The following is an 18,384-nucleotide window of genomic DNA, read 5'->3' as shown; positions in this document are numbered from 1 at the left end:
TCAGGGGACCGTGTGCGAGACGAGGTACACCATCGGGTAGTCCGGGTTGTCCAGGTCCACGACGATGTCCTGGGTCGGCGCCGGGTTCTCCTGTGTGTTGACGACGCCCCACCAGGTGCTGGACTCGCGGAACTTCCAGCCGGTGACCTGCTGGGCTCGGTCGCTGATGGTGACCTTGTCCTTCTCCAGTGCGTCCCGGTCGAGCCCCAGCCCGGCCAGGAAGACGTCGAGACCGGCGGCGGTGGTCTCGAACTGGACGTAGAGCCGGCTGGTCTTCCAGTTGTTCGTCTCGTAGTACGCGATCTTGTCGGAGGGAACCGGGACCGGCACCTCGTAGATGCGGCGCTGGAGTTTGGACGGCCAGCCCCTGGTCATGCCGGTCGCCGCGTACTTGGCCTCCTTGTCCCGGCCGCTGTCGCGGCTCTGGCCGGCGGAGATCGCGAGGTAGCCGGCGGGGACGCCGATCAGCAGCACGATGATGAGCAGCGTGAGTGCGCGGCGGCGGATCATGTGCCGGCGGTCCTCGCCCGGGGGCCCGGGCTCCTCCGGGGACGGCGCCTGGTGCGGCAGGGTCTCCGTCACAGCGACTCCCCGGAGGTGCGGCGGGCCTCGGCGTACCGCTCGTAGCGCTCGTAGCGCTCCACGCGGCGCCGCTTGGCCCGGCGGAAGCGGCGGGCGACCAGCCGGGCCAGGTCGGCGGCGCCCACCATGCCGGCCTCGGGGCCGAGCTGGGCGCGGACGATGTGGGCCTCGGGACGGTAGCCGCGGCCGGTGAGCTGGCGTTTGAAGGCGTCGCGCGCGGGGCCGATCAGCAGGTCATCGGCGGCGCTGACCCCGCCGCCGATCACGAAGCAGGACGGGTCGAGGGCCGCGGCGAGGTTGGCGATGCCGACGCCGAGCCACTGGCCGATGTCCTGGAGCAGCTCGACGCACATCGCGTCGCCCTCGCGGGCCAGCTCGGTGATCATCGGACCGGAGATGTCGCCGATGCTGCCCTTGACGTGCTCGATGATGCCGTAGGCGACCGGCGAGTCGGCGGCGGCCAGCTCGCGGGCCTCCCTGACCAGGGCGTTCCCCGAGCTGTACTGCTCCCAGCAGCCGCGGTTGCCGCAGGGGCAGCGGTGGCCGCCTGGCACCACCTGCATGTGCCCGAACTCGCCGGCGACCCCGTACTTGCCCCGCTTGACCTGGCCGTCCTCCAGGATCGCACCGCCGATGCCGGTGCCGAGCGTGATCATGACGAGGTGGTCCTCACCGCGGCCGGCGCCGAAGCGCCACTCGGCCCAGGCTGCGGAGTTGGCGTCGTTGTCCACCAGGACGGGGACGGCGAGGCGGCCGGCGAGGCGGTCGCGCAGCGGTTCGTTGCGCCAGGACAGGTGGGGGGCGAACAGCACGCGGTTGCGGTCGGCGTCGACCCAGCCGGCCGCGCCGATGCCGACGGCGTGCACGTCGTGCCGGTCGGACAGGTCCAGGACCAGCTCGACGATGGTGTCCTCGACGACCTTGGGGCTCTTGGACTTGTCCGGGGTCTCCGTGCGGAGCCGTTCCAGGATGTTCCCGTCGGCGTCGACCACGCCCGCCATGACCTTCGTGCCGCCGATGTCGATGCCGACCGTCGGCACGCGCGGTGCCGTCAGGTGCGAGCGGCGTTCCCTCGTGCCCACGGTGCGCAGGACCGGGGCACGGCGGGATCCGATGGGGGCGGTGAAGTCGCGGTAGGTGCTCATCGGGTGCGATTGTGCCGCACGGCTGTGCCGGGTGCCGAATGGGACGGGTACCGGGCCCGGTTTCGTCGCCGCATACGGTGCGCCGTGGTTACGCGCGCCGGTCCCCGCGCCCCTGGGTGCGCTGGAGCTCGTGGCGGAGATCGTCCAGCTCCGTTCCGCCCGCCATCTGCGTCGTCAGCTCGTCCAGGGTGATGTCCTCGCGCTCGTGGTTGCCCACCATCGTGCCGCGTTTCAGCAGGACGAACCTGTCTCCGACCAGGTACGCGTGGTGCGGGTTGTGGGTGATGAGGACGACACCGAGGCCCTGGTCGCGGGCCGCCGCCACGTACTTCAGGACGACTCCCGACTGCTTGACGCCCAGGGCCGCCGTCGGCTCGTCCAGGACCAGGACCTTCGCGCCGAAGTGCACCGCGCGGGCGATGGCCACGCACTGGCGCTCGCCTCCCGAGAGGGTGCCGATGGGCTGGTCGACGTCGCGCAGGTCGATGCCCATGCGCAGGAGTTCCGCGTGGGTGGTGCGGCGCATGTGGTCGACGTCCATGCGCTTGAAGGGGCCCGCCCCCTTGCGCGGTTCGGAGCCGAGGAAGAAGTTGCGCCAGACCGGCATCAGCGGGACGACGGCCAGGTCCTGGTAGACGGTGGCGATGCCGCGGTCCAGGGCCTCGCGCGGGGAGGCGAGGCGGGTCTCCGCACCGTCGAGGCTCAGCGTGCCGCCGTCGTGCTGGTGCAGCCCGGCGATGATCTTGATGAGCGTCGACTTGCCCGCGCCGTTGTCACCCAGCACACAGGTGATCTCTCCGGCGCGGACCTCCAGGGACACGCCCTCGAGGGCACGGACGTTCCCGTAGTTCTTGCTGACGCCGGACAGCTCGACGAGCGCTTCGGCTGCTGGGGTCTGCGTCACTTGGTGGCCTCCGCGCGCTTGCGGACCCAGGCGTTGAGCAGGGTCGCGAGGAGCAGCATCGCTCCGAGGAAGAACTTGAACCAGTCGGGGTTCCACTCGGCGAAGACGATGCCCTTGCTGGTCATGCCGAAGATGAGGGCGCCGACCGCCGAGCCGACGGCGCTGCCGTAGCCGCCGGTGATCAGGCAGCCGCCGATGACGGCGGCGATGATGTAGATCAGCTCGTTGCCGACGCCCTCGCCGGACTGGACGACGTCGTAGGAGAAGAGCAGGTGCTGGCCGGCGATCCAGGCGCCGAGAGCGACCCCCATGTAGAGGCCGATTTTCGTCCTGGTGACCGGAACGCCCACCGCGCGGGCGGCGTCCTTGTTGCCGCCGACCGCGAAGATCCAGTTGCCGGCGCGGGTGCGCAGCAGGATCCAGCTGGCGACGGCGACCAGGGCGAGCCACCACAGGATGGTGACCTTGAAGCCGACGCCTGCGACGGTGACCGTGGAGGCGAAGACGTCACGGGCTGAGGGGAAGCCCTCCATGTCGGCGATCGACTTGGTGGAGACGGTGCCGTCGATGAGCTTGGTGAAGCCCAGGTTCAGGCCGGTCAGCATGAGGAACGTGCCCAGCGTGATGATGAAGCTGGGGAGTTTCGTGCGGGTGAGCATGAAGCCGTTGAAGGCGCCGATCGCCAGGGTGACCAGCAGGGACACGCCCACGCCCACCCAGACGTTGGCGGTCGCCTGGTAGCTGAACATCGACGACACGAGGGCCGAGGAGGTGACCATGACGCCCGCGGACAGGTCGAACTCGCCGCCGATCATCAGCAGCGCCACGGGCACGGCCATGATGCCGATCGTGGAGGCGGCGTAGAGGACCGTGCTGAGACTGGAGGCGCGCAGGAAGCTGTCGGCGAAGAACACGAAGAACACGAAGACGGCGATGGCGCCGACGACGGAGCCGAGTTCGGGGCGGCCCAGGAGTTTCCGCAGCGGAGAGGTCCGCAGAATCCTTTCGTCGGCTTCCTTGACCTGCGTGGTGCTCATCGCGTGCCCCGCTTGGTGTAGTCGGCCAGCGCGTCGGCGTCGTCCTTGGTGACGACCTGCGGTCCGGTGAGCACCGGGCGGCCGCCGCCGAGGACGTCGGCGTTGTACTTGTGGAGCCACAGCAGGTCCACGGCCTCGTACCCCTGGAGGTAGGGCTGCTGGTCGACGGCGAAGCCGAGGGTGCCGTCCGCCAGCCCGGCGGCCACCTTGGCGTTGAGGTCGAAGGTGTCGACCTCCGCCTTGCTGCCCGCGCCCTGCTTGGCCTTGACGGCGGTGTCGGCGTAGGGGGCGCCGAGGGTGACCACGGCGTCGACGGACTTGTCGGTCTGGAGTTTGGCCTCGATGGCGGACTGCACGTCCGGCATGCTGGTGCCGTTGACGTAGAGCCGCTGGACCTTGCCGTCGAAGGACTTCTCGACACCGTCGCAGCGCTGCTCGTGGCCGACGTTGCCCTGCTCGTGCAGCACGCACAGGGCCTGCCCCCGGCCCCGCTCGTTCAGTTCGTCGCCGACCGCCTCGCCCGCGATCGTCTCGTCCTGGCCGACATGGGTGAGGGCGCCGAACGCCTTGGACTCCTCGGACCCGGAGTTCACGGTGATCACCGGAATGCCGGCCTTGGCCGCGCGGGCCAGGGCGGACTTCATGGCGTCGGGCTTGGCGAGCGTGACGACGATGCCGTCGACCTTCTTGTCGATGGCGGCGTCCACGAGCTGGGCCTGCTGCTGGGCCTCGTCGTCGTGCGAGTAGAGGAAGTTGATGTTGTCCTTGACCGCGGCCTGCTCGGCGCCGCTCTGGACGATGTCCCAGAAGGTGTCGCCGTCACCCGAGTGGGTGATCATGGCGAAGGTCCAGCGCGGTGTGTTCACCGCCGCCTTCCCCTGGGCCGAAGCGGCCTTGCGGGCATCCTCGGCGCGCTTGCCGCCGGTACTGCTGCAGCCGGCCAGGGACACCGACAGTGCCCCTGCCAGCGCGATGCCCACCCATGTCCGAAACCGTGCCACGAGGCCGTGCCCTTCTTGCTGTGCCGTGCTGTGCGTGCCGGGCGCCCGGAGCCCCGGCCGGGTCCGCGGGACCCAAACGCCCCATTGTCCGACACACAAGCGGAGCGCATGCTTCCGGGGATCGGCCGACGGTCACATTGTCCGGACATTACGGCGAACCCGCACGGCGCGGGCCACCACTCGGCCGAGCCGCCGGGCCGTGCCGAGCCGCCGGGCCGGGCGGCCGGGGAGGACACGTACGAGCCGGGCCGGGCGGCCGGGGAGGACACGTACGGGCGGGGCCGGGCGGCAGGGGAGGGTGGGTGCGTACGGGCGGGCCGGGCGTCAGGACCGTACGAGCAGCTGGAACTCGAACGAGTAGCGGGACGGCCGGTAGGTGTGCGTGCCGAACTCGACCGCGCGCCCCGTGTCGTCGAACGTCGTGCGCTCCATGGTGAGCAGCGGGGCGCCCTCGTCCTCGCCGAGCCGGTCGGCCTCGCCGGCGGTGGCGGCCCGGGCCCCGATGGACTGGCGGGCGCTGTGCAGCGTGATGCCGACGGCCCGCATCAGCCGGTACAGGCCGGTGACCTCCAGCTGCCCGGTGTCCAGGTCGAGGAGGCCGGGCGGCAGGTAGTTGCACATGTACGCCATCGGCTCGCCGTGGGTGAGCCGCAGCCGTTCCACGCGGTGCACGTCGCTGTCCTCGGCCACGGAAAGTGCCGCAGCGATCTCCGCGGTGGCCGGAACGACCGTGTTGACCAGGACCTTCGTGGCCGGGCGCTGCCCCGCCGCCTCCAGGTCGTCGAAGAGGCTGCTGAGTTCGAGCGGCCGTCTGACCTTGCTGTGCACGACCTGGGTGCCCACGCCCCGGCGGCGTACCAGGAGGCCCTTGTCGACCAGTGACTGGATGGCCTGGCGGACGGTGGGCCGGGACAGACCGAGCCGCGCGGCCAGCTCGATCTCGTTGCCCAGCAGGCTGCCCGGGGTCAGTGCGCCGTGCTCGATCGCGGCCTCCAGTTGCTGCGCCAGCTGGAAGTACAGCGGCACGGGGCTGCTGCGATCCACGCTGAGGTCCAGCGACACGGTCGGGTCCACTTCTGGTTTCGGCACGGGCCGAGCGTAGCTCTGCGCACTGACGACGGGAAGTTGTGCAGTCCGATTGTCCGGACATACGGATTGACAGGGCGCGGGCTGTGAGCCCACTTTGATTCCATGCGCATCGGGGTCATCGGTACGGGCCGCATCGGCACCGTTCACGCCAACACGCTCAGCCGCCATCGCGACGTCGGGTCACTGATCCTCACGGACGCCGACCTCGCCCGGGCCCAGGACCTGGCCCACCGTCTGGGCGAGACCGCGGCACCCGGCGTGGACGAGATCTTCCAGTGGGGCGTGGACGCGGTGGTGATCACCACGGCGACGCCGGCCCACGCCGAGCTGATCGGCCGGGCGGCGCGCTCGGGGCTGCCGGTGTTCTGCGAGAAGCCCATAGCGCTCGACCTGCCCGGGACCTTACAGGCGATCGCCGAGGTGGAGAACGCGGGCACGATTCTGCAGATGGGCTTCCAGCGCCGCTTCGACGCCGGGTACACGGGCGCCCGGGAGGCGGTGCGGTCCGGGCGGCTGGGCCGGCTGCACACCGTCCGCGCGGTGACCAGCGACCAGGCGCCGCCACCGGCCGAGTACCTGCCGCAGTCCGGCGGCCTGTACCGGGACACGCTCATCCACGACTTCGACGTCCTGCGCTGGGTGACCGGCCGGGAGGTCGTCGACGTGTACGCCGCCGGGTCCGACGCCGGGCCGCCGATGTTCCGCGCGGCGGACGACGTGGACACCGGCACGGCCCTGCTCACCCTGGACGACGGCACCCTGGCCACGGTCACGGCGACGCGGCTGAACGGGGCGGGGTACGACGTGCGCATGGAACTGGCCGGGGAGCTGGACCAGATCGTCGTCGGCCTGGACGACCGTACGCCGATCGCGTCCACGGAGCCGACCGGGCCGCCGGCCGCGGACAAGCCGTGGACGGGCTTCGTGGAGCGCTTCGGACCGGCGTACGAGGCGGAGCTGGCCGCCTTCGTGCAGGTCGTGCGGGGCGAGCTGCCCAACCCGTGCGACGGGCGCGAGGCGCTGCAGGCCCTGCGGATCGCCGAGGCCTGCGACATCTCCCGCCGCGAGCGCAGGCCCGTAGGCCCCGAAGAGATCCCGGGCGCGCCCACCGGCCACCACCCCGCGGGCGTGTCCTAGCACCAGCCCGCGCCGGCAGCACCTGCCCCGCCACCGGCAGCCCTGCCCGCATCGGCGCGCCCGTCAGCGCATCTCCTGCCGGTGCCCCTCCCGTCCTGCCGGTGTTCCTACCGCTGGTGTCCCTCCTCCTGCTGCTCCACCGGGTGTTCCTCCAGCAGCCCCGCGTCGTGCGCCAGGAGCGCGATCTGGACGCGGTTGTCGAGGCCGAGCTTGGCCAGGATGCGGGAGACATGTGTCTTGACCGTGGCGACGCTCATGAACAGCTCCGTCGCGATGGCCGCGTTGGCCAGGCCGCGCCCGACCGCGACGGCGACCTCGCGCTCGCGGTCGTTGAGGGTGGCGACGCGTGCACGCGCGCGCGTGCGCCGCGTGTCGGACGTGCCTCCGGCCGCCTGCTCCATCAGCCGCCGGGTCACGGCGGGCGACAGTACCGGGTCACCGGCCGCGACCCTGCGCACCGCGTCGACGATCTCGGTGGGCGGGGTGTCCTTGAGTACGAATCCGGCCGCGCCGGCACGCAGCGCGCGCAGCACCTGTTCGTCCGCGTGGAAGGTGGTCAGCACGATGACCTGCGGGGCGTCCCGGCGGGCCCGCAACCGCTCGGTCGCCGTGAGACCGTCCACCACCGGCATCCGGATGTCCATGAGGACGACGTCCGGACGGGTCCGGTCGACGAGTGCACCGGCCTCGGCCCCGTCGGCGGCCTCGCCGACGATCTCGATGTCGTCGGCGCCGCCCAGCATGAAGGACAGCCCCGCACGTACCAGCGGGTCGTCGTCGACGATGAGCAGTCTGATCGCAGTCATGTCCTCACGTAATCACGATTGCCGACGGCCGAGTTGTACGGTGGGTACAGGCCCTCGGACTCTCCCCGGGCTCACCCCGCGCCCTCCCGGGGCCGAGGGTCAGCGGTCCCGCCCCACGGCAGTCGCGCCCGCACCTCGAAGCCGCCTTCGGGGGTGGGTCCGTGGTCCAGGGTGCCGCCGACGAGCGAGGCACGCTCGGCCAGCCCGATCAGGCCCTGCCCGGAGCCGGGTACGGACGGCACCTTCCCCTGGGGCGGGGCGTTGCGCACGGACAGCACCAGACCCTCGCCGGGTCCTCCGCCGACGGTGACCGTCACCCCGGTGCCCGGGGCGTGCTTGCGCGCGTTCGTCAGCGCCTCCTGGGCGATGCGGTAGGCGGTGCGGCCGACGGAGACCGGCACGGCGGCGGGGTCGGTGACGTGTCCGACGAGACCGACCCGCATGCCGGCCCCGCGGGACTCGGTGACCAGCCCGTCGAGCGCCGCGAGCGTCGGCTGGGGCCGGCCCGCGTCGTCGGGCTCCGCCGCCCGCAGCACGCCGATGATCTCCCGCAGGTCCTGGAGGGCTTCGTGGGCGCTCTCGCGGATGACGCCGGCCGCCCGTGCCACCTGCTCGCGGGACGCGTCGGGCCGGAACTCCAGGGCGCCCGCGTGCACGCTGAGCAGCGTCAGGCGGTGGGCGAGGACGTCGTGCATCTCGCGGGCGATGGCCTCCCGGGCCAGCCGTTGCGCCTGCTCGGCCCGCAGCGCCGCCTCGGTCTCGGCGTGCCGGGCCCGGTCGCGCAGGCTGAGCAGCAGCTGACGCTTGGAGCGGACGAGCAGGCCCCAGCCGACCACGGTGAGGGCGAGCAGGAACGCGAGGGCGACGGACGCCGGGAACGCCAGTCCGGGCTCCGGGCGCATCCAGTAGTACAGGGGCGCCACGGCGACGCTCACGCCGCCGATCCACGCCACGTACCGGAAGGGCCGGTGCACGGCGAGCGTGAACAGGGAGACGAGGACGGCGCCCCCGGCGGTGGCGGAGACGAGGGAGACGGGCAGCATCGCCACGGCCAGTTGGACCGGCCACCGGCGCCGGAGCCAGACGGCGGCGCAGGACAGGGCCCCGATCCACTGGTCGGCGCTCGCCATCGCGGGCGAGAGGTCCGTCTCCTGGTCCAGCGCGTCGGCGGCCATCAGGCCGATGGCGACCGCGCTCAGGAAGCACGCGAAGTCGACGATCCAGTCGCGTGCGGTGCGGTGCGGCCGGCCGTGGGGCGCACGCTGGGACCGCGGGTACAGGTCCTCGACCACCGCCGCGGGCAGCACCCAGCGACGCCGGGCGTACGCGGGAAGGGCAGGGGTCCGCTCGTCACTCTTCACAGTCGACAAATCTATGCATCACCGGCGGGCGGGACCCCGCTGCGGGGCGCATCACCTACCGAAGTCGCGCCGTCGTCGACTTAGGTCGCGGAGGGCGGTGCACGGCGCAGTCTTCCGTCGGGCGGGGCCCGACCGGCGGCCGACGCGGGTGAGGGGTCCGCGGGGCGAGAGTCGGTGGCATGAAGGAACTGCTGGAGCTGTGCGGCTTCCTGGCCCTGGTGCAGGGCGTCATGGGCCTGGTGCACGAGTTCACCGACTGGAACTGGGGCCTGGTGCACCGGATCGGCTTCCTCGACGGCTACGAGGTGTACGCGAGTGTGGCGCTGCTCGCCCTCGGCATCGCGCTCTTCGCGGCCGCCGAGAGCCGCAAGTCCGGGTGAGTGCCGTCGACGGGCCGCGGGGCGAAGCGGAGTGGACGCGTCCCGCGGCCGCTGGGAAAACCCGTTGCGGGCGGCCCGCCCCGGATGTCTGACTGGTCGGCCACACCACCAGGGAGGGACCATGAGCACGCCGCTGCCCACCCCCTCGTTGCACACCGCTCGCCTTCGGCTGCGCCCGTTCGAGGACGCGGATGCGAACGACCTCTTCGCGCTGCACAGCAGCGCCCGCATCCTGCGCTACTGGGACTCGCCGCCGTGGACGGAACGCTCGCGCGCCGAGACGTTCCTCCGTACGTGCCGGCGGATGGAACAGGAGGGCACCGGCGCGCGGTTGGCCGTGGAGCGCACCGGTGACGGGACGTTCGTCGGCTGGTGCACCCTGCACAGCTGGAACCCGGACTTCCGCAGCGCGTCGCTCGGCTACTGCTACGACGACACGGTGTGGGGGCGGGGCTACGCGACCGAGGCCGCGCGTGCTCTGCTCGGGTGGGCGTTCGGCACCCTGGACCTGAATCGCGTCCAGGCGGAGGCCGACACGCGCAATGCGGCCTCCGCCCGCGTGCTGGAGAAGCTCGGCTTCGTGCGTGAGGGCACGTTGCGGGAGGACTGCGTCGTGGACGGCGATGTCTCCGACTCGTGGATCTACGGGCTGCTCAGGCGGGAGTGGCAGCCGTCGCCCGAACCGGTTCCCGGCCGTTGAACGACCGGGGCACCACGAAGCGGGCGAGCGGGGTGAGCGGGGCACCGGCCGCGTCGCATGGGCGCCGGCGCCCCGGTTCCATCGGCCCGGCCCCGTCGGGTCTTCTCCCTCTGGTCCCTTCGGGCCTTCTCCCCGCCCTGCTCTGCTTCGACGCCCGGCGAGCCGCATGGACGAGGTTCCGTTCCGACTGAGTGAGGGTGGACATCAGCTTGGGGTTGTTCATCCACCCGTTGAGCAGCGCATGTGATCCTCCCAGTCGCAGGGAGTAGGACCAGGCGCTCTCCCCTCTCAGGTCTCCTTGCCATCCGGCGGCCCACCTCAGCAGGTGAGCGATCTTCTGTGTGTGGCTGTAGTGCATTGAACTCATCGGCCTAATCGGTCAGTTACGTCACATCCAGACATGCAACGGTGCACGGGCCGAGGCGGTTCACTGCGTCATCGGCAGCGAGGGCGGCAGTCGTGCGCGCGGGGTGTGCCGGTGCCGTCCGGCCGGCGCGCCCCGCGCGGGTTGGTGAGTGGTGGCGGGTCAGCCGCCCAGTTCCTGATGGCGGTCAGCCTCCCAGTTCCTGGTGGCGGGCGGCGAGACGGGCGGCTCCGTCCTCCGTGAGCGAGCCGAACAGGCGCAGCCGGGAGATGCCTCCGTCGGGGAAGATGTCCACGCGCGCGTGGGTGCCGACGGCCGTCCCGGGCAGGACGAAGCGGTGGTTGGTGTCGGGCTGCAGCCGGGTGCGTGCCAGTACCTCGCGCCATGCGCCGCCCTCGCCGTCCCTGACGGAGACCGAGGCCCAGCCGGCCGAGTTGCCCTTGAGATACGCCGTGTCGATCTCGACGGCACGGACCTGGGAGCGGTCCACCAGGCGGTACTCGATCCAGTCGTTGCCCCGGTCACGGCGGCGGCGGGTCTCCCAGCCGTCGTCCATCTTGCGGGAGCGGCCGGGCTGAATGGTGTTGGTGGCCGGGGAGTAGAAGAGGTCGGAGGCGTCCTCGACCCGGCCGCCGTTCTCCAGGGCGACCACGTCGAAGGTGCCGAGGGCGGTGAGCCAGGCCGGGTCGGGCACGACCTCGCCGTACACGCGCAGGCGGGCGATGCCGCCGTCGGGGTGCTGCTTCAGGCGCAGGTGGGTGAAGCGCTGCTCGGCCCGGACGGCGAAGCCGTTGGCGGCGTGGCCCCCGACAGGGGTGCGCGGGACGAGGGCCGTCCACTTGACGTCGTCGGCGAGCAGTTCCTCCGGCGAGGGCGAGCCTTCGAGCGAGGCGCCCTCGACGGAGACGGCCTGCGGGTAGTTGCCCCGGAAGTGGGCGGTGTCGACGACGATGCCGCGGACGACGCCGGGGGCGCCGAGGCGGATCAGCGCCCAGTCGTGGGCGTCCTCGGTGGGCCAGGGGTCGCCGGCCGACGCGCCACGGCGCCTGCGGGTCTCCCAGCCGTCCATGACCTTGCCCTTGTGCCCGAAGTGCTCGGGATCGAACTCGGCGGCCTCGGGCACCAGCAGGTTCTCGCGCTGGGCGAAGAACTCGTCGTTGGCGGCGACGACACCTGCGCCCAGTCGCCGGTCGGCGAGGTTGGCGTGCCGGGTGAAGGGGAGGCCGGCCGTGCGGTAGTCCGCGTACGGGTCGCCGCCTCCGTAGGGCTTCGCGTCGCCGGTGAAGCCTGCCGACGAGGTGTTCTGCTGGGCCGTCACAGTGATCAGGTGTTCCTCTCGGGTCGTTCGGGATGGACTGGGTTCAGGAGGTCCGGGCGGGCCGGGCCCGGTCGAGGAGCTGTCCCTTCGGCTCGGTGAACGCGCCGTCCGCCACGATGCGCCTGCCGCGCAGCCAGGTGGACTTCACGACGCCGTACAGGGTCTTGCCGGCGTACGCGGTGACGCGGTTGCGGTGCTGGAGGGCGGCCGGGTCGACGGTGAAGGTCTCGTCCGGGGCGAGGACCGCGAAGTCCGCGTCGTGGCCCGCCGCGACGGCGCCCTTGCGGCCGTCGAGCCCCACCAGGTGTGCCGTGCGCGCCGACATCCAGCGCACGACGTCCTCCAGGCCCAGACCGCGTGCGCGGGCCGCGGTCCACATGGCCGGCAGGCTCAGCTGGAGTCCGGCGATGCCGCCCCAGGCGGTGGCGAAGTCGTCGGTCTTCAGGTCGGCGGTGGACGGGGAGTGGTCGGTGACTACGCAGTCGATGGTGCCGTCGGCCAGCGCCTGCCAGAGCAGGTCCTGGTTGGCTGCCTCGCGGATCGGCGGGCAGCACTTGAACTCACTGGCGCCGTCGGGCACTTCCTCGGCGGTGAGGGTGAGGTAGTGCGGGCAGGTCTCGACGCTCACGCGTACGCCGTCGGCGCGGGCCCCGGCGATCAGCGGCAGGGCGTCGCTGGAGGACAGGTGGAGTACGTGCACACGCGCGTCGAACCGTTTCGCCTGTTCGAGCAGGGCCGCGACGGCCGTGTCCTCCGCGCCGCGGGGACGGCTGGCGAGGAAGTGGGCGTACTCGGGGCCGCCGTGCTGCGGGGCGGCGGCCAGGTGGTGCGGGTCCTCGGCGTGCACGATCAGCAGGCCGTCGAAGGCGGCGATCTCCGCCAGGGACCGGGCGAGTTGCTCCTGGTCGAGGTGGGGGAACTCGTCGACGCCGGAGGGCGAGAGGAACGCCTTGAAGCCGAAGACCCCGGCCTCGTGCAGCGGGCGCAGGTCCTTGACGTTGTCGGGCAGGGCGCCGCCCCAGAAGCCGACGTCGATGTGGGCCTTGTCGGCGGCCACCTCGCGCTTGGTGCGCAGGTGGCCGACCGTGGTGGTCGGGGGGATGGAGTTGAGCGGCATGTCGACGAGGGTGGTGATGCCGCCGGCCGCCGCGGCGCGGGTGGCGGTCCAGAAGCCCTCCCACTCGGTGCGGCCCGGGTCGTTCACGTGCACGTGGGTGTCGACGATGCCGGGCAGGACGACGTGGTCCCCGACGTCCTCCAGCCTGGCCCCCGCCGGGACGGGGGCGTCGTACGGCAGGACGGCCGTGATCTTCTCCCCGGTCACCGCGACCGACGCGGCGCGGCTTCCCTCGGGAGTGATGACACGCGTCGAACGCAGCACCAGTTCAGCTTCGGACACCCGGATCCCCTTCTGTGCGTCTTCCCTGCGTCTTCTCTGCGTGTTCTCTGCGTCTTCTCCGCAGTCTTCTCCGCCGCCAGGTTTCAACGTTCTGTTGAATTCATTGAAGGAGTCTTCACTCCCGCCTCCGGAGCGTCAAGAGGCACCCTTTGTGCAGGCATGCCGGACCACTCACCCTGGACGTTTCCACAACACGGAATTAAGATTCCAGCAAGCAGAACGTAGCTACGTACAAGCCGGTAGTCAACCGGCCGCCGGGTACGCTTCTTTCTCCCGCCAGTCCCGAAAGGAACGTGCCGTGCCGTCGTCCAGCGCCAGCACCACCGACTCAGCCAGGTCCGCCACCGGCGGCGTCCAGTCATTGGAGCGCGCCTTCGACCTGCTCGAACGGATGGCGGACGCGGGCGGCGAGGTCGGCCTCAGCGAGCTGTCGGCGAGCAGCGGACTGCCGCTGCCGACCATCCACCGCCTGATGCGCACGCTCGTGGCCTGCGGATACGTCCGCCAGCAGCCCAACCGCCGCTACGCGCTCGGCCCCCGCCTGATCCGCCTGGGCGAGTCCGCCTCCCGCCTGCTCGGCACCTGGGCCCGCCCGCACCTGGCCCGTCTGGTCGAGGAGACCGGCGAGACCGCCAACATGGCGCTGCTCGACGGCGACGAGATCGTGTACGTCGCCCAGGTGCCGTCCAAGCACTCCATGCGCATGTTCACCGAGGTCGGCCGGCGCGTCCTGCCGCACTCCACCGGCGTCGGCAAGGCACTCCTCGCGGACTTCCCGGCGGACGAGGTGCGGGCGCTGCTGGGCCGCACGGGCATGCCCGCCGCGACGGACAAGACGATCACCACGCCGGACGGCTTCGTCGCGGCCCTGGAGGACGTGCGGCGCCAGGGCTACGCGATCGACGACAACGAGCAGGAGATCGGCGTCCGCTGCCTGGCGGTCTCGGTGCCGGACTCCCCCACCGCGGCGGCCATCTCGATCTCCGGCCCCGCGGGCCGCGTCACCGAAGCGGCCACCGACCGCATCGTGCCGCTGCTCCAGCAGGTCGCGGCGGAACTGTCCCAGGCCCTGCTGGCCACGAACGGCACCCCGACCGCCTGAGCGCCGCCGCTCCTCGAAACCGCCACCGCGGCGCCGACCGGCCCGTCACAGGGACGGTCCACGCAGCCACGGCGGCGGGCGGAACGACGCCTCGGCGTAGGGCGAGGGATGCACGGCCCTGCTGCGGCCGCCCTGGACCTGGTAGACGAGCGGGGCCTGGGACAGGGACGGGTCGGGGTTCTCGTCCGGGAAGGCGGCGTTGGTCTGACCGGCCGCGCCGAGGAAGTAGGCGCCGTTGACTCCCCGGTGCACCACGCTGCGCAGCGCGGCCACCGTCTCGGCGGGCCGTCCCGGGGTGGTCAGGGTGCTCCAGGCCCGGGCGAGGACCTGGATCTGGTCGTACCCGGCGCCCGCGAGGCCGTGACCCGGCTCCCTGTCGTGCAGGCGGGCGTAGTCGCGGGCGAACCGGGCGCCCCGGGCGTCGCCGTAGCGACCGGTGACGCTGGCCCAGACCACACCCTCGGCGGCCTCGCCCGCCTCGGCCAGGTACGCGGGCACCGACGGTGTGTACACGTTGTAGACGAGCGTGGGCGAGGCGTCGCGGACGAAGGCACGCTGGAAGGCGGCCATCGCCGCCGGCGGGTGGTTGCCCAGCAGCAGCGCGTCCGGAGTGGTGCGCCGCAGCTGCCCGAAGACGTCGGACCAGTCGTCGTAGGGCGCCTCGGTCCGGATCCGGAACTCGACCCGCCAGCCCGCGGCCTCCAGCAGCTCGGCACCGCGCTCGGGGAGGATCTCCCCGTCCGCGACACGGGGTTCGACGACGCCGATCGTGCGCCGTGCGGGCCGCCACAGGCCCTGTTCGCCGGTCTGCGCGGCGAAGCGCAGGAAGCCGCGCACATAGTTGCTGCGGCGCGGGCCCGCCTGGAAGACGTTGCCGAACACGGACGGTTCCGAAGCGACCCAGGTCGCCTGGAGGTCACTGCTGCCGACGTTCAGGTACGGGATCCCGTACTCGGCGGCCCGCTCGTAACTGGCCCTTTCGTCGACCAGGAGATAGGCGCCCACCATCGCCGACAGGTCGTGGTCGGCCACCTCGCGGAACGCGGAGTCCACCGAGCCGTCGTCCTGGTTGTCCAGCGGGAAGGTGGCCAACCGCATCGGGCGGCCGGACACCCCGCCCCGCACGTTGACCTCCGCCACGGCCAGTTCGGCGCCCCGCAGCAGTTCCTCGCCGTCGGCCCCGTAGGAACCGAGCAGGGGCGCCAGCAGCCCCACGGTCAGCGGCCGGGGCACGAAACGGCGGGGTGCCGGACGGGGAGCACCGGCGAACCGGGGCAGCGCCGCGGGCCGGCGGTCGAGGGCGTCCAGCATGCCGACCCCGAGCGCGGAGAGTTCCGCGCAGCCGCCCGGCACCGGCAGCCTCAGCAGTCCGCTGTCCACCGCGAACGCCGCCGCCGCGCCGCGGCCCGGCTGCCCCAGCTTGTCGAGCAGTGACTCGACCTGCTTGCCGACCGTGCGGGGGCTGGTGCCCAGGTAGTGGGCGACGGAATTGTTGGTCAGACCGCCCGCGAGCAGGGTCAGCACGTCCAGTTCGCGCACGGTGAGCCCGTACGGCGGATCGCAGCGGCGCACCGCCGCGGTCACGTCGACGGTCCGGTCCTCGGCGGTGGGCGGCACGGCGAGGTCCACCCTGACCCACTCCCGCTCGTCCGTGATCCACACGAAGGAGACCGCGGGCCTCGGAACGCCCCGCATGGACGCCGCCCACCGGCGGACCCGGTCGTGGAGGACCAGGTCGCAGCCCAGCACGTCCAGGCGCTCGCCGTGTCCTGCGGCGTCGAAACGGGCCACTCCGGGGCGCGCAGGGTGCGCCCACCGCGCGTTTTCGGACACGTCCGGCCCACGCCGGGACCGCTCTCCCGTCATGTCCGCACCTCCTTCGTCGCTGTGGTCCCGCTGCTGGGACGGCAGCCCGACCGGCACGGCCGCCGTCTCACGTCCATGGGGAGAACGACGTATTACGGCGCATCGTCGGCCATGGGAACGTCCGAGTTCAAGGCCGGAAAACGATTCCGACATGACCTCCCACATCGCGGAAAGGGGCGCTTTCATGCGCATAGGTGTCGAATGCGGTGGCACCTTCACGGACCTGGTCGTCCTGGACGACACCGGCGCGCTGCGGGCCACCGCGAAGGTCCACTCCACCCCGGACGACCCGTCGCTCGCGGTGATCGAGGCGCTCGACCGGCTCCCCGCCGACCTGCGCGAGGAGGCCCTGCTGCTGCACGGCAGCACGGTCGCGACCAACGCGCTGCTGGAGCGCCGCGGTCCGCGGCTCGGCCTGCTGGTGACCCGCGGTTTCCGCGACCTGCTCACGCTCCAGCGCCAGGACCGGGACCGGATGTACGACCTGCGTTACGTCAAGCCCTCACCCCTGGTGCCGCGGCATCTGGTCCGGGAGGTGGACGAGCGGATCACGGCGGCGGGGGAGGTGGCCGTCGCTCTGGACGACGAGAGCGTACGGCACGCCGTCAAGGAACTCCTGGCGCAGGACGTCACCGCGATCGCCGTGTGCCTGCTGCACTCCTACGGCAACCCCGCACACGAGCGGCGGGTCGCCGAACTGATCGCTTCCGTGGCGCCGGACCTCCCGGTGTCGCTGTCCTGCTCGGTGGCCCGCGAGTTCCGCGAGTACGAACGCACCAGCACCACCGCCGTCGACGCCTTCGTGCGGCCCGCCGTCGCCGGCTACCTGTCCCGGCTGTCCGACCAGGCCGCCCGGCGCGGCATCACGGGTCTGCAGGTCATGCAGTCCAACGCCGGCGCGGTCCCGGTGCCGGTGGTGACCGCCCGGCCGGTGACCCTGCTGCTGTCCGGACCGGCCGCCGGGGTCAGCGGCGCCGTCGCGGTCGCCGAGGCCGGCGGGCTGGGCGACGTCGTCACCATGGACATGGGGGGCACGAGCACCGACGTGGCGCTCGTCGTCGACGGCGCGCCGCGGCTGACTCCCGAGGTCACCGTCGACGGGCTTCCGGTGCGCGTGCCCATGGTCGACATCACCACGGTCGGGGCCGGCGGCGGCAGCGTCGTCGGCGTGGACAGCGGCGGTCTGCTCACCGTCGGTCCGCGCAGCGCCGGCTCCCGGCCCGGTCCGGCCTGCTACGGCCACGGCGGGGAGCTGCCCACCATCACCGACGCCGACGCGGTCCTGGGGCTGCTCGGGCCCCGGCCCCTGATGGCCGGCCGCTTCGCTCTCGATCTGGACGCCGCGTCGGCCGTGTTCGCCCCGCTCGCCGCCCGACTGGGCCGCACGGTGGGCGAAGTCGCCTGGTCCGCGCATCAGCTGGCCAACGTCGCGATGGCGGGCGCCATCCGCGTCGCCTCGGTGGAACGCGGTCACGACCCGCGCGGACTGACTCTGCTCGCCTACGGCGGGGCCGGGCCCCTGCACGCCGCGGGCGTGGCGGACGAGCTCGGGATGAGCAGGGTCGTGGTCGCCCCGCACGCCGGGCTTGCCTCCGCCTACGGACTGCTGGTGTCCGGCTTCCGGCGCGAGTTCGCCCGCACCGTGCTCGTCGCCTCGGACACCCTCGACGCCGCGCGGCTGCGCACGGTGCTGGACTCGGTCACCGAAGAGGCCCACGCCGAACTCGCCGGCCAGGGCGTCGATCCCGGCAGCGTGTCCGACGGCTGGAGCGTGGACATGCGGTACGCCGGCCAGGGCTTCGAGCTGTCGGTGCCGCTGCCCGACGACGGTCCCGACCGGGTCGGCCGGCTGACCACCGCCTTCCACGAGCTGCACGCCCGGCGCTTCGGGCACGCCGACCCGCACGCCGCGGTCCAGGTGGTGACACTCCGGCTGAGCGTCACCCGGCCGCGCCCCTCCGTCGCTCTTCCCGAGGTCGCCCACCGCCCCGGTGCCGTTTCCCAGGAGTGCGCGGTGCTGGAACAGGGGGCGCCCGGGACGGCCGTGGTCCTGCCCCGGACGGCTCTGGCTCCCGGCGCCACGGCGGCGGGCCCCGCGATCGTCACCGACGACTCCTCCACGGCCTACGTCCCCAGCGGCTGGACCGCCACCGTCGACCGGGCCACCAACCTCGTCCTCACCAGGAGCTGACC

General features: G+C 72.3%; 16 protein-coding genes. 5 read left to right on the top strand and 11 right to left on the bottom strand.

All coding sequences use genetic code 11. The features are described 5' to 3' along the window. The 6 genes from HZS56_RS04205 to HZS56_RS04180 all read right to left on the bottom strand — a co-directional run bounded on the left by HZS56_RS04205 (window position 1) and on the right by HZS56_RS04180 (window position 5,731). Window positions 1-582: a sugar kinase gene (locus HZS56_RS04205; protein WP_216719299.1), complete on the bottom strand. Its 582-nt coding sequence runs from the start codon at window positions 580-582 to the stop codon at window positions 1-3. After that, window positions 579-1,727 (bottom strand): ROK family glucokinase, encoded by a 1,149-nt coding sequence (locus HZS56_RS04200; protein WP_216719298.1) that lies wholly within the window; start codon window positions 1,725-1,727, stop codon window positions 579-581. The genes HZS56_RS04205 and HZS56_RS04200 overlap by 4 nt, the downstream gene beginning before the upstream one ends. 88 nt (window positions 1,728-1,815) lie before the next feature. Then, window positions 1,816-2,631, bottom strand: coding sequence for an ATP-binding cassette domain-containing protein (locus tag HZS56_RS04195; RefSeq protein WP_308407988.1), 816 nt, complete (start codon window positions 2,629-2,631; stop codon window positions 1,816-1,818). Beyond that, complete coding sequence (locus tag HZS56_RS04190) at window positions 2,628-3,668, bottom strand: ABC transporter permease (protein ID WP_216719297.1); 1,041 nt, start codon at window positions 3,666-3,668, stop codon at window positions 2,628-2,630. The genes HZS56_RS04195 and HZS56_RS04190 overlap by 4 nt, the downstream gene beginning before the upstream one ends. Then, window positions 3,665-4,669: a sugar ABC transporter substrate-binding protein gene (locus HZS56_RS04185; protein WP_216719296.1), complete on the bottom strand. Its 1,005-nt coding sequence runs from the start codon at window positions 4,667-4,669 to the stop codon at window positions 3,665-3,667. The genes HZS56_RS04190 and HZS56_RS04185 overlap by 4 nt, the downstream gene beginning before the upstream one ends. 324 nt (window positions 4,670-4,993) lie before the next feature. Then, a complete protein-coding gene (locus HZS56_RS04180; protein WP_216719347.1) occupies window positions 4,994-5,731 on the bottom strand; it encodes a myo-inositol degradation transcriptional regulator in 738 nt (245 codons plus the stop codon). 129 nt (window positions 5,732-5,860) lie between these two features. Here HZS56_RS04180 and HZS56_RS04175 point away from each other — a divergent pair, with 129 nt between their 5' ends. Next, complete coding sequence (locus HZS56_RS04175; RefSeq protein ID WP_216719295.1) at window positions 5,861-6,895, top strand: Gfo/Idh/MocA family protein; 1,035 nt, start codon at window positions 5,861-5,863, stop codon at window positions 6,893-6,895. A gap of 107 nt (window positions 6,896-7,002) precedes the next feature. On the opposite strand, the gene HZS56_RS04170 is transcribed toward HZS56_RS04175, so the two are convergent. Together HZS56_RS04170 and HZS56_RS04165 are read right to left on the bottom strand one after the other, a co-directional pair. Then, on the bottom strand, window positions 7,003-7,701 hold the full coding sequence (locus HZS56_RS04170; RefSeq protein ID WP_216719294.1) for a response regulator transcription factor: 699 nt from the start codon (window positions 7,699-7,701) through the stop codon (window positions 7,003-7,005). A gap of 71 nt (window positions 7,702-7,772) precedes the next feature. Continuing rightward, on the bottom strand, window positions 7,773-9,071 hold the full coding sequence (locus tag HZS56_RS04165) for a sensor histidine kinase (RefSeq protein ID WP_216719293.1): 1,299 nt from the start codon (window positions 9,069-9,071) through the stop codon (window positions 7,773-7,775). A gap of 170 nt (window positions 9,072-9,241) precedes the next feature. Between HZS56_RS04165 and HZS56_RS04160 the strand changes: the two genes are divergently transcribed. Next, window positions 9,242-9,442, top strand: a complete 201-nt coding sequence (locus HZS56_RS04160; RefSeq protein ID WP_216719292.1) for a hypothetical protein — start codon at window positions 9,242-9,244, stop codon at window positions 9,440-9,442. A gap of 121 nt (window positions 9,443-9,563) precedes the next feature. Further along, window positions 9,564-10,142, top strand: coding sequence for a GNAT family N-acetyltransferase (locus tag HZS56_RS04155; protein ID WP_216719291.1), 579 nt, complete (start codon window positions 9,564-9,566; stop codon window positions 10,140-10,142). Between the two features lie 551 nt (window positions 10,143-10,693). Here the strand turns inward: HZS56_RS04155 and alc are convergent. Together alc and allB are read right to left on the bottom strand one after the other, a co-directional pair. Beyond that, a complete protein-coding gene (alc, locus tag HZS56_RS04150; protein ID WP_216719290.1) occupies window positions 10,694-11,824 on the bottom strand; it encodes an allantoicase in 1,131 nt (376 codons plus the stop codon). Window positions 11,825-11,867: 43 nt separating this feature from the next. Continuing rightward, window positions 11,868-13,223: an allantoinase AllB gene (gene allB, locus HZS56_RS04145; RefSeq protein ID WP_216719289.1), complete on the bottom strand. Its 1,356-nt coding sequence runs from the start codon at window positions 13,221-13,223 to the stop codon at window positions 11,868-11,870. A gap of 298 nt (window positions 13,224-13,521) precedes the next feature. Here allB and allR point away from each other — a divergent pair, with 298 nt between their 5' ends. Then, entirely contained in the window at window positions 13,522-14,325 is an 804-nt protein-coding gene (gene allR, locus HZS56_RS04140) for an allantoin degradation transcriptional regulator AllR (RefSeq protein ID WP_216719288.1), read from the top strand. A gap of 45 nt (window positions 14,326-14,370) precedes the next feature. On the opposite strand, the gene HZS56_RS04135 is transcribed toward allR, so the two are convergent. Next, window positions 14,371-16,191 carry an ABC transporter substrate-binding protein gene (locus tag HZS56_RS04135; RefSeq protein ID WP_216719287.1) on the bottom strand — a complete coding sequence of 607 codons (1,821 nt, stop codon included), beginning with the start codon at window positions 16,189-16,191 and terminating at the stop codon, window positions 14,371-14,373. A 151-nt stretch (window positions 16,192-16,342) separates the two neighbouring features. Here HZS56_RS04135 and HZS56_RS04130 point away from each other — a divergent pair, with 151 nt between their 5' ends. Further along, on the top strand, window positions 16,343-18,382 hold the full coding sequence (locus tag HZS56_RS04130; RefSeq protein ID WP_216719286.1) for a hydantoinase/oxoprolinase family protein: 2,040 nt from the start codon (window positions 16,343-16,345) through the stop codon (window positions 18,380-18,382). Window positions 18,383-18,384 lie beyond the last annotated feature (2 nt).

The sequence above is a fragment of the Streptomyces mayonensis genome, from assembly GCF_018982965.1.
Classification (GTDB): Bacteria; Actinomycetota; Actinomycetes; order Streptomycetales; family Streptomycetaceae; genus Streptomyces; species Streptomyces mayonensis.
The sequence above is the reverse complement of the archived record's forward strand: the minus strand, read 5'-3'. Positions and strand labels throughout refer to the sequence as shown.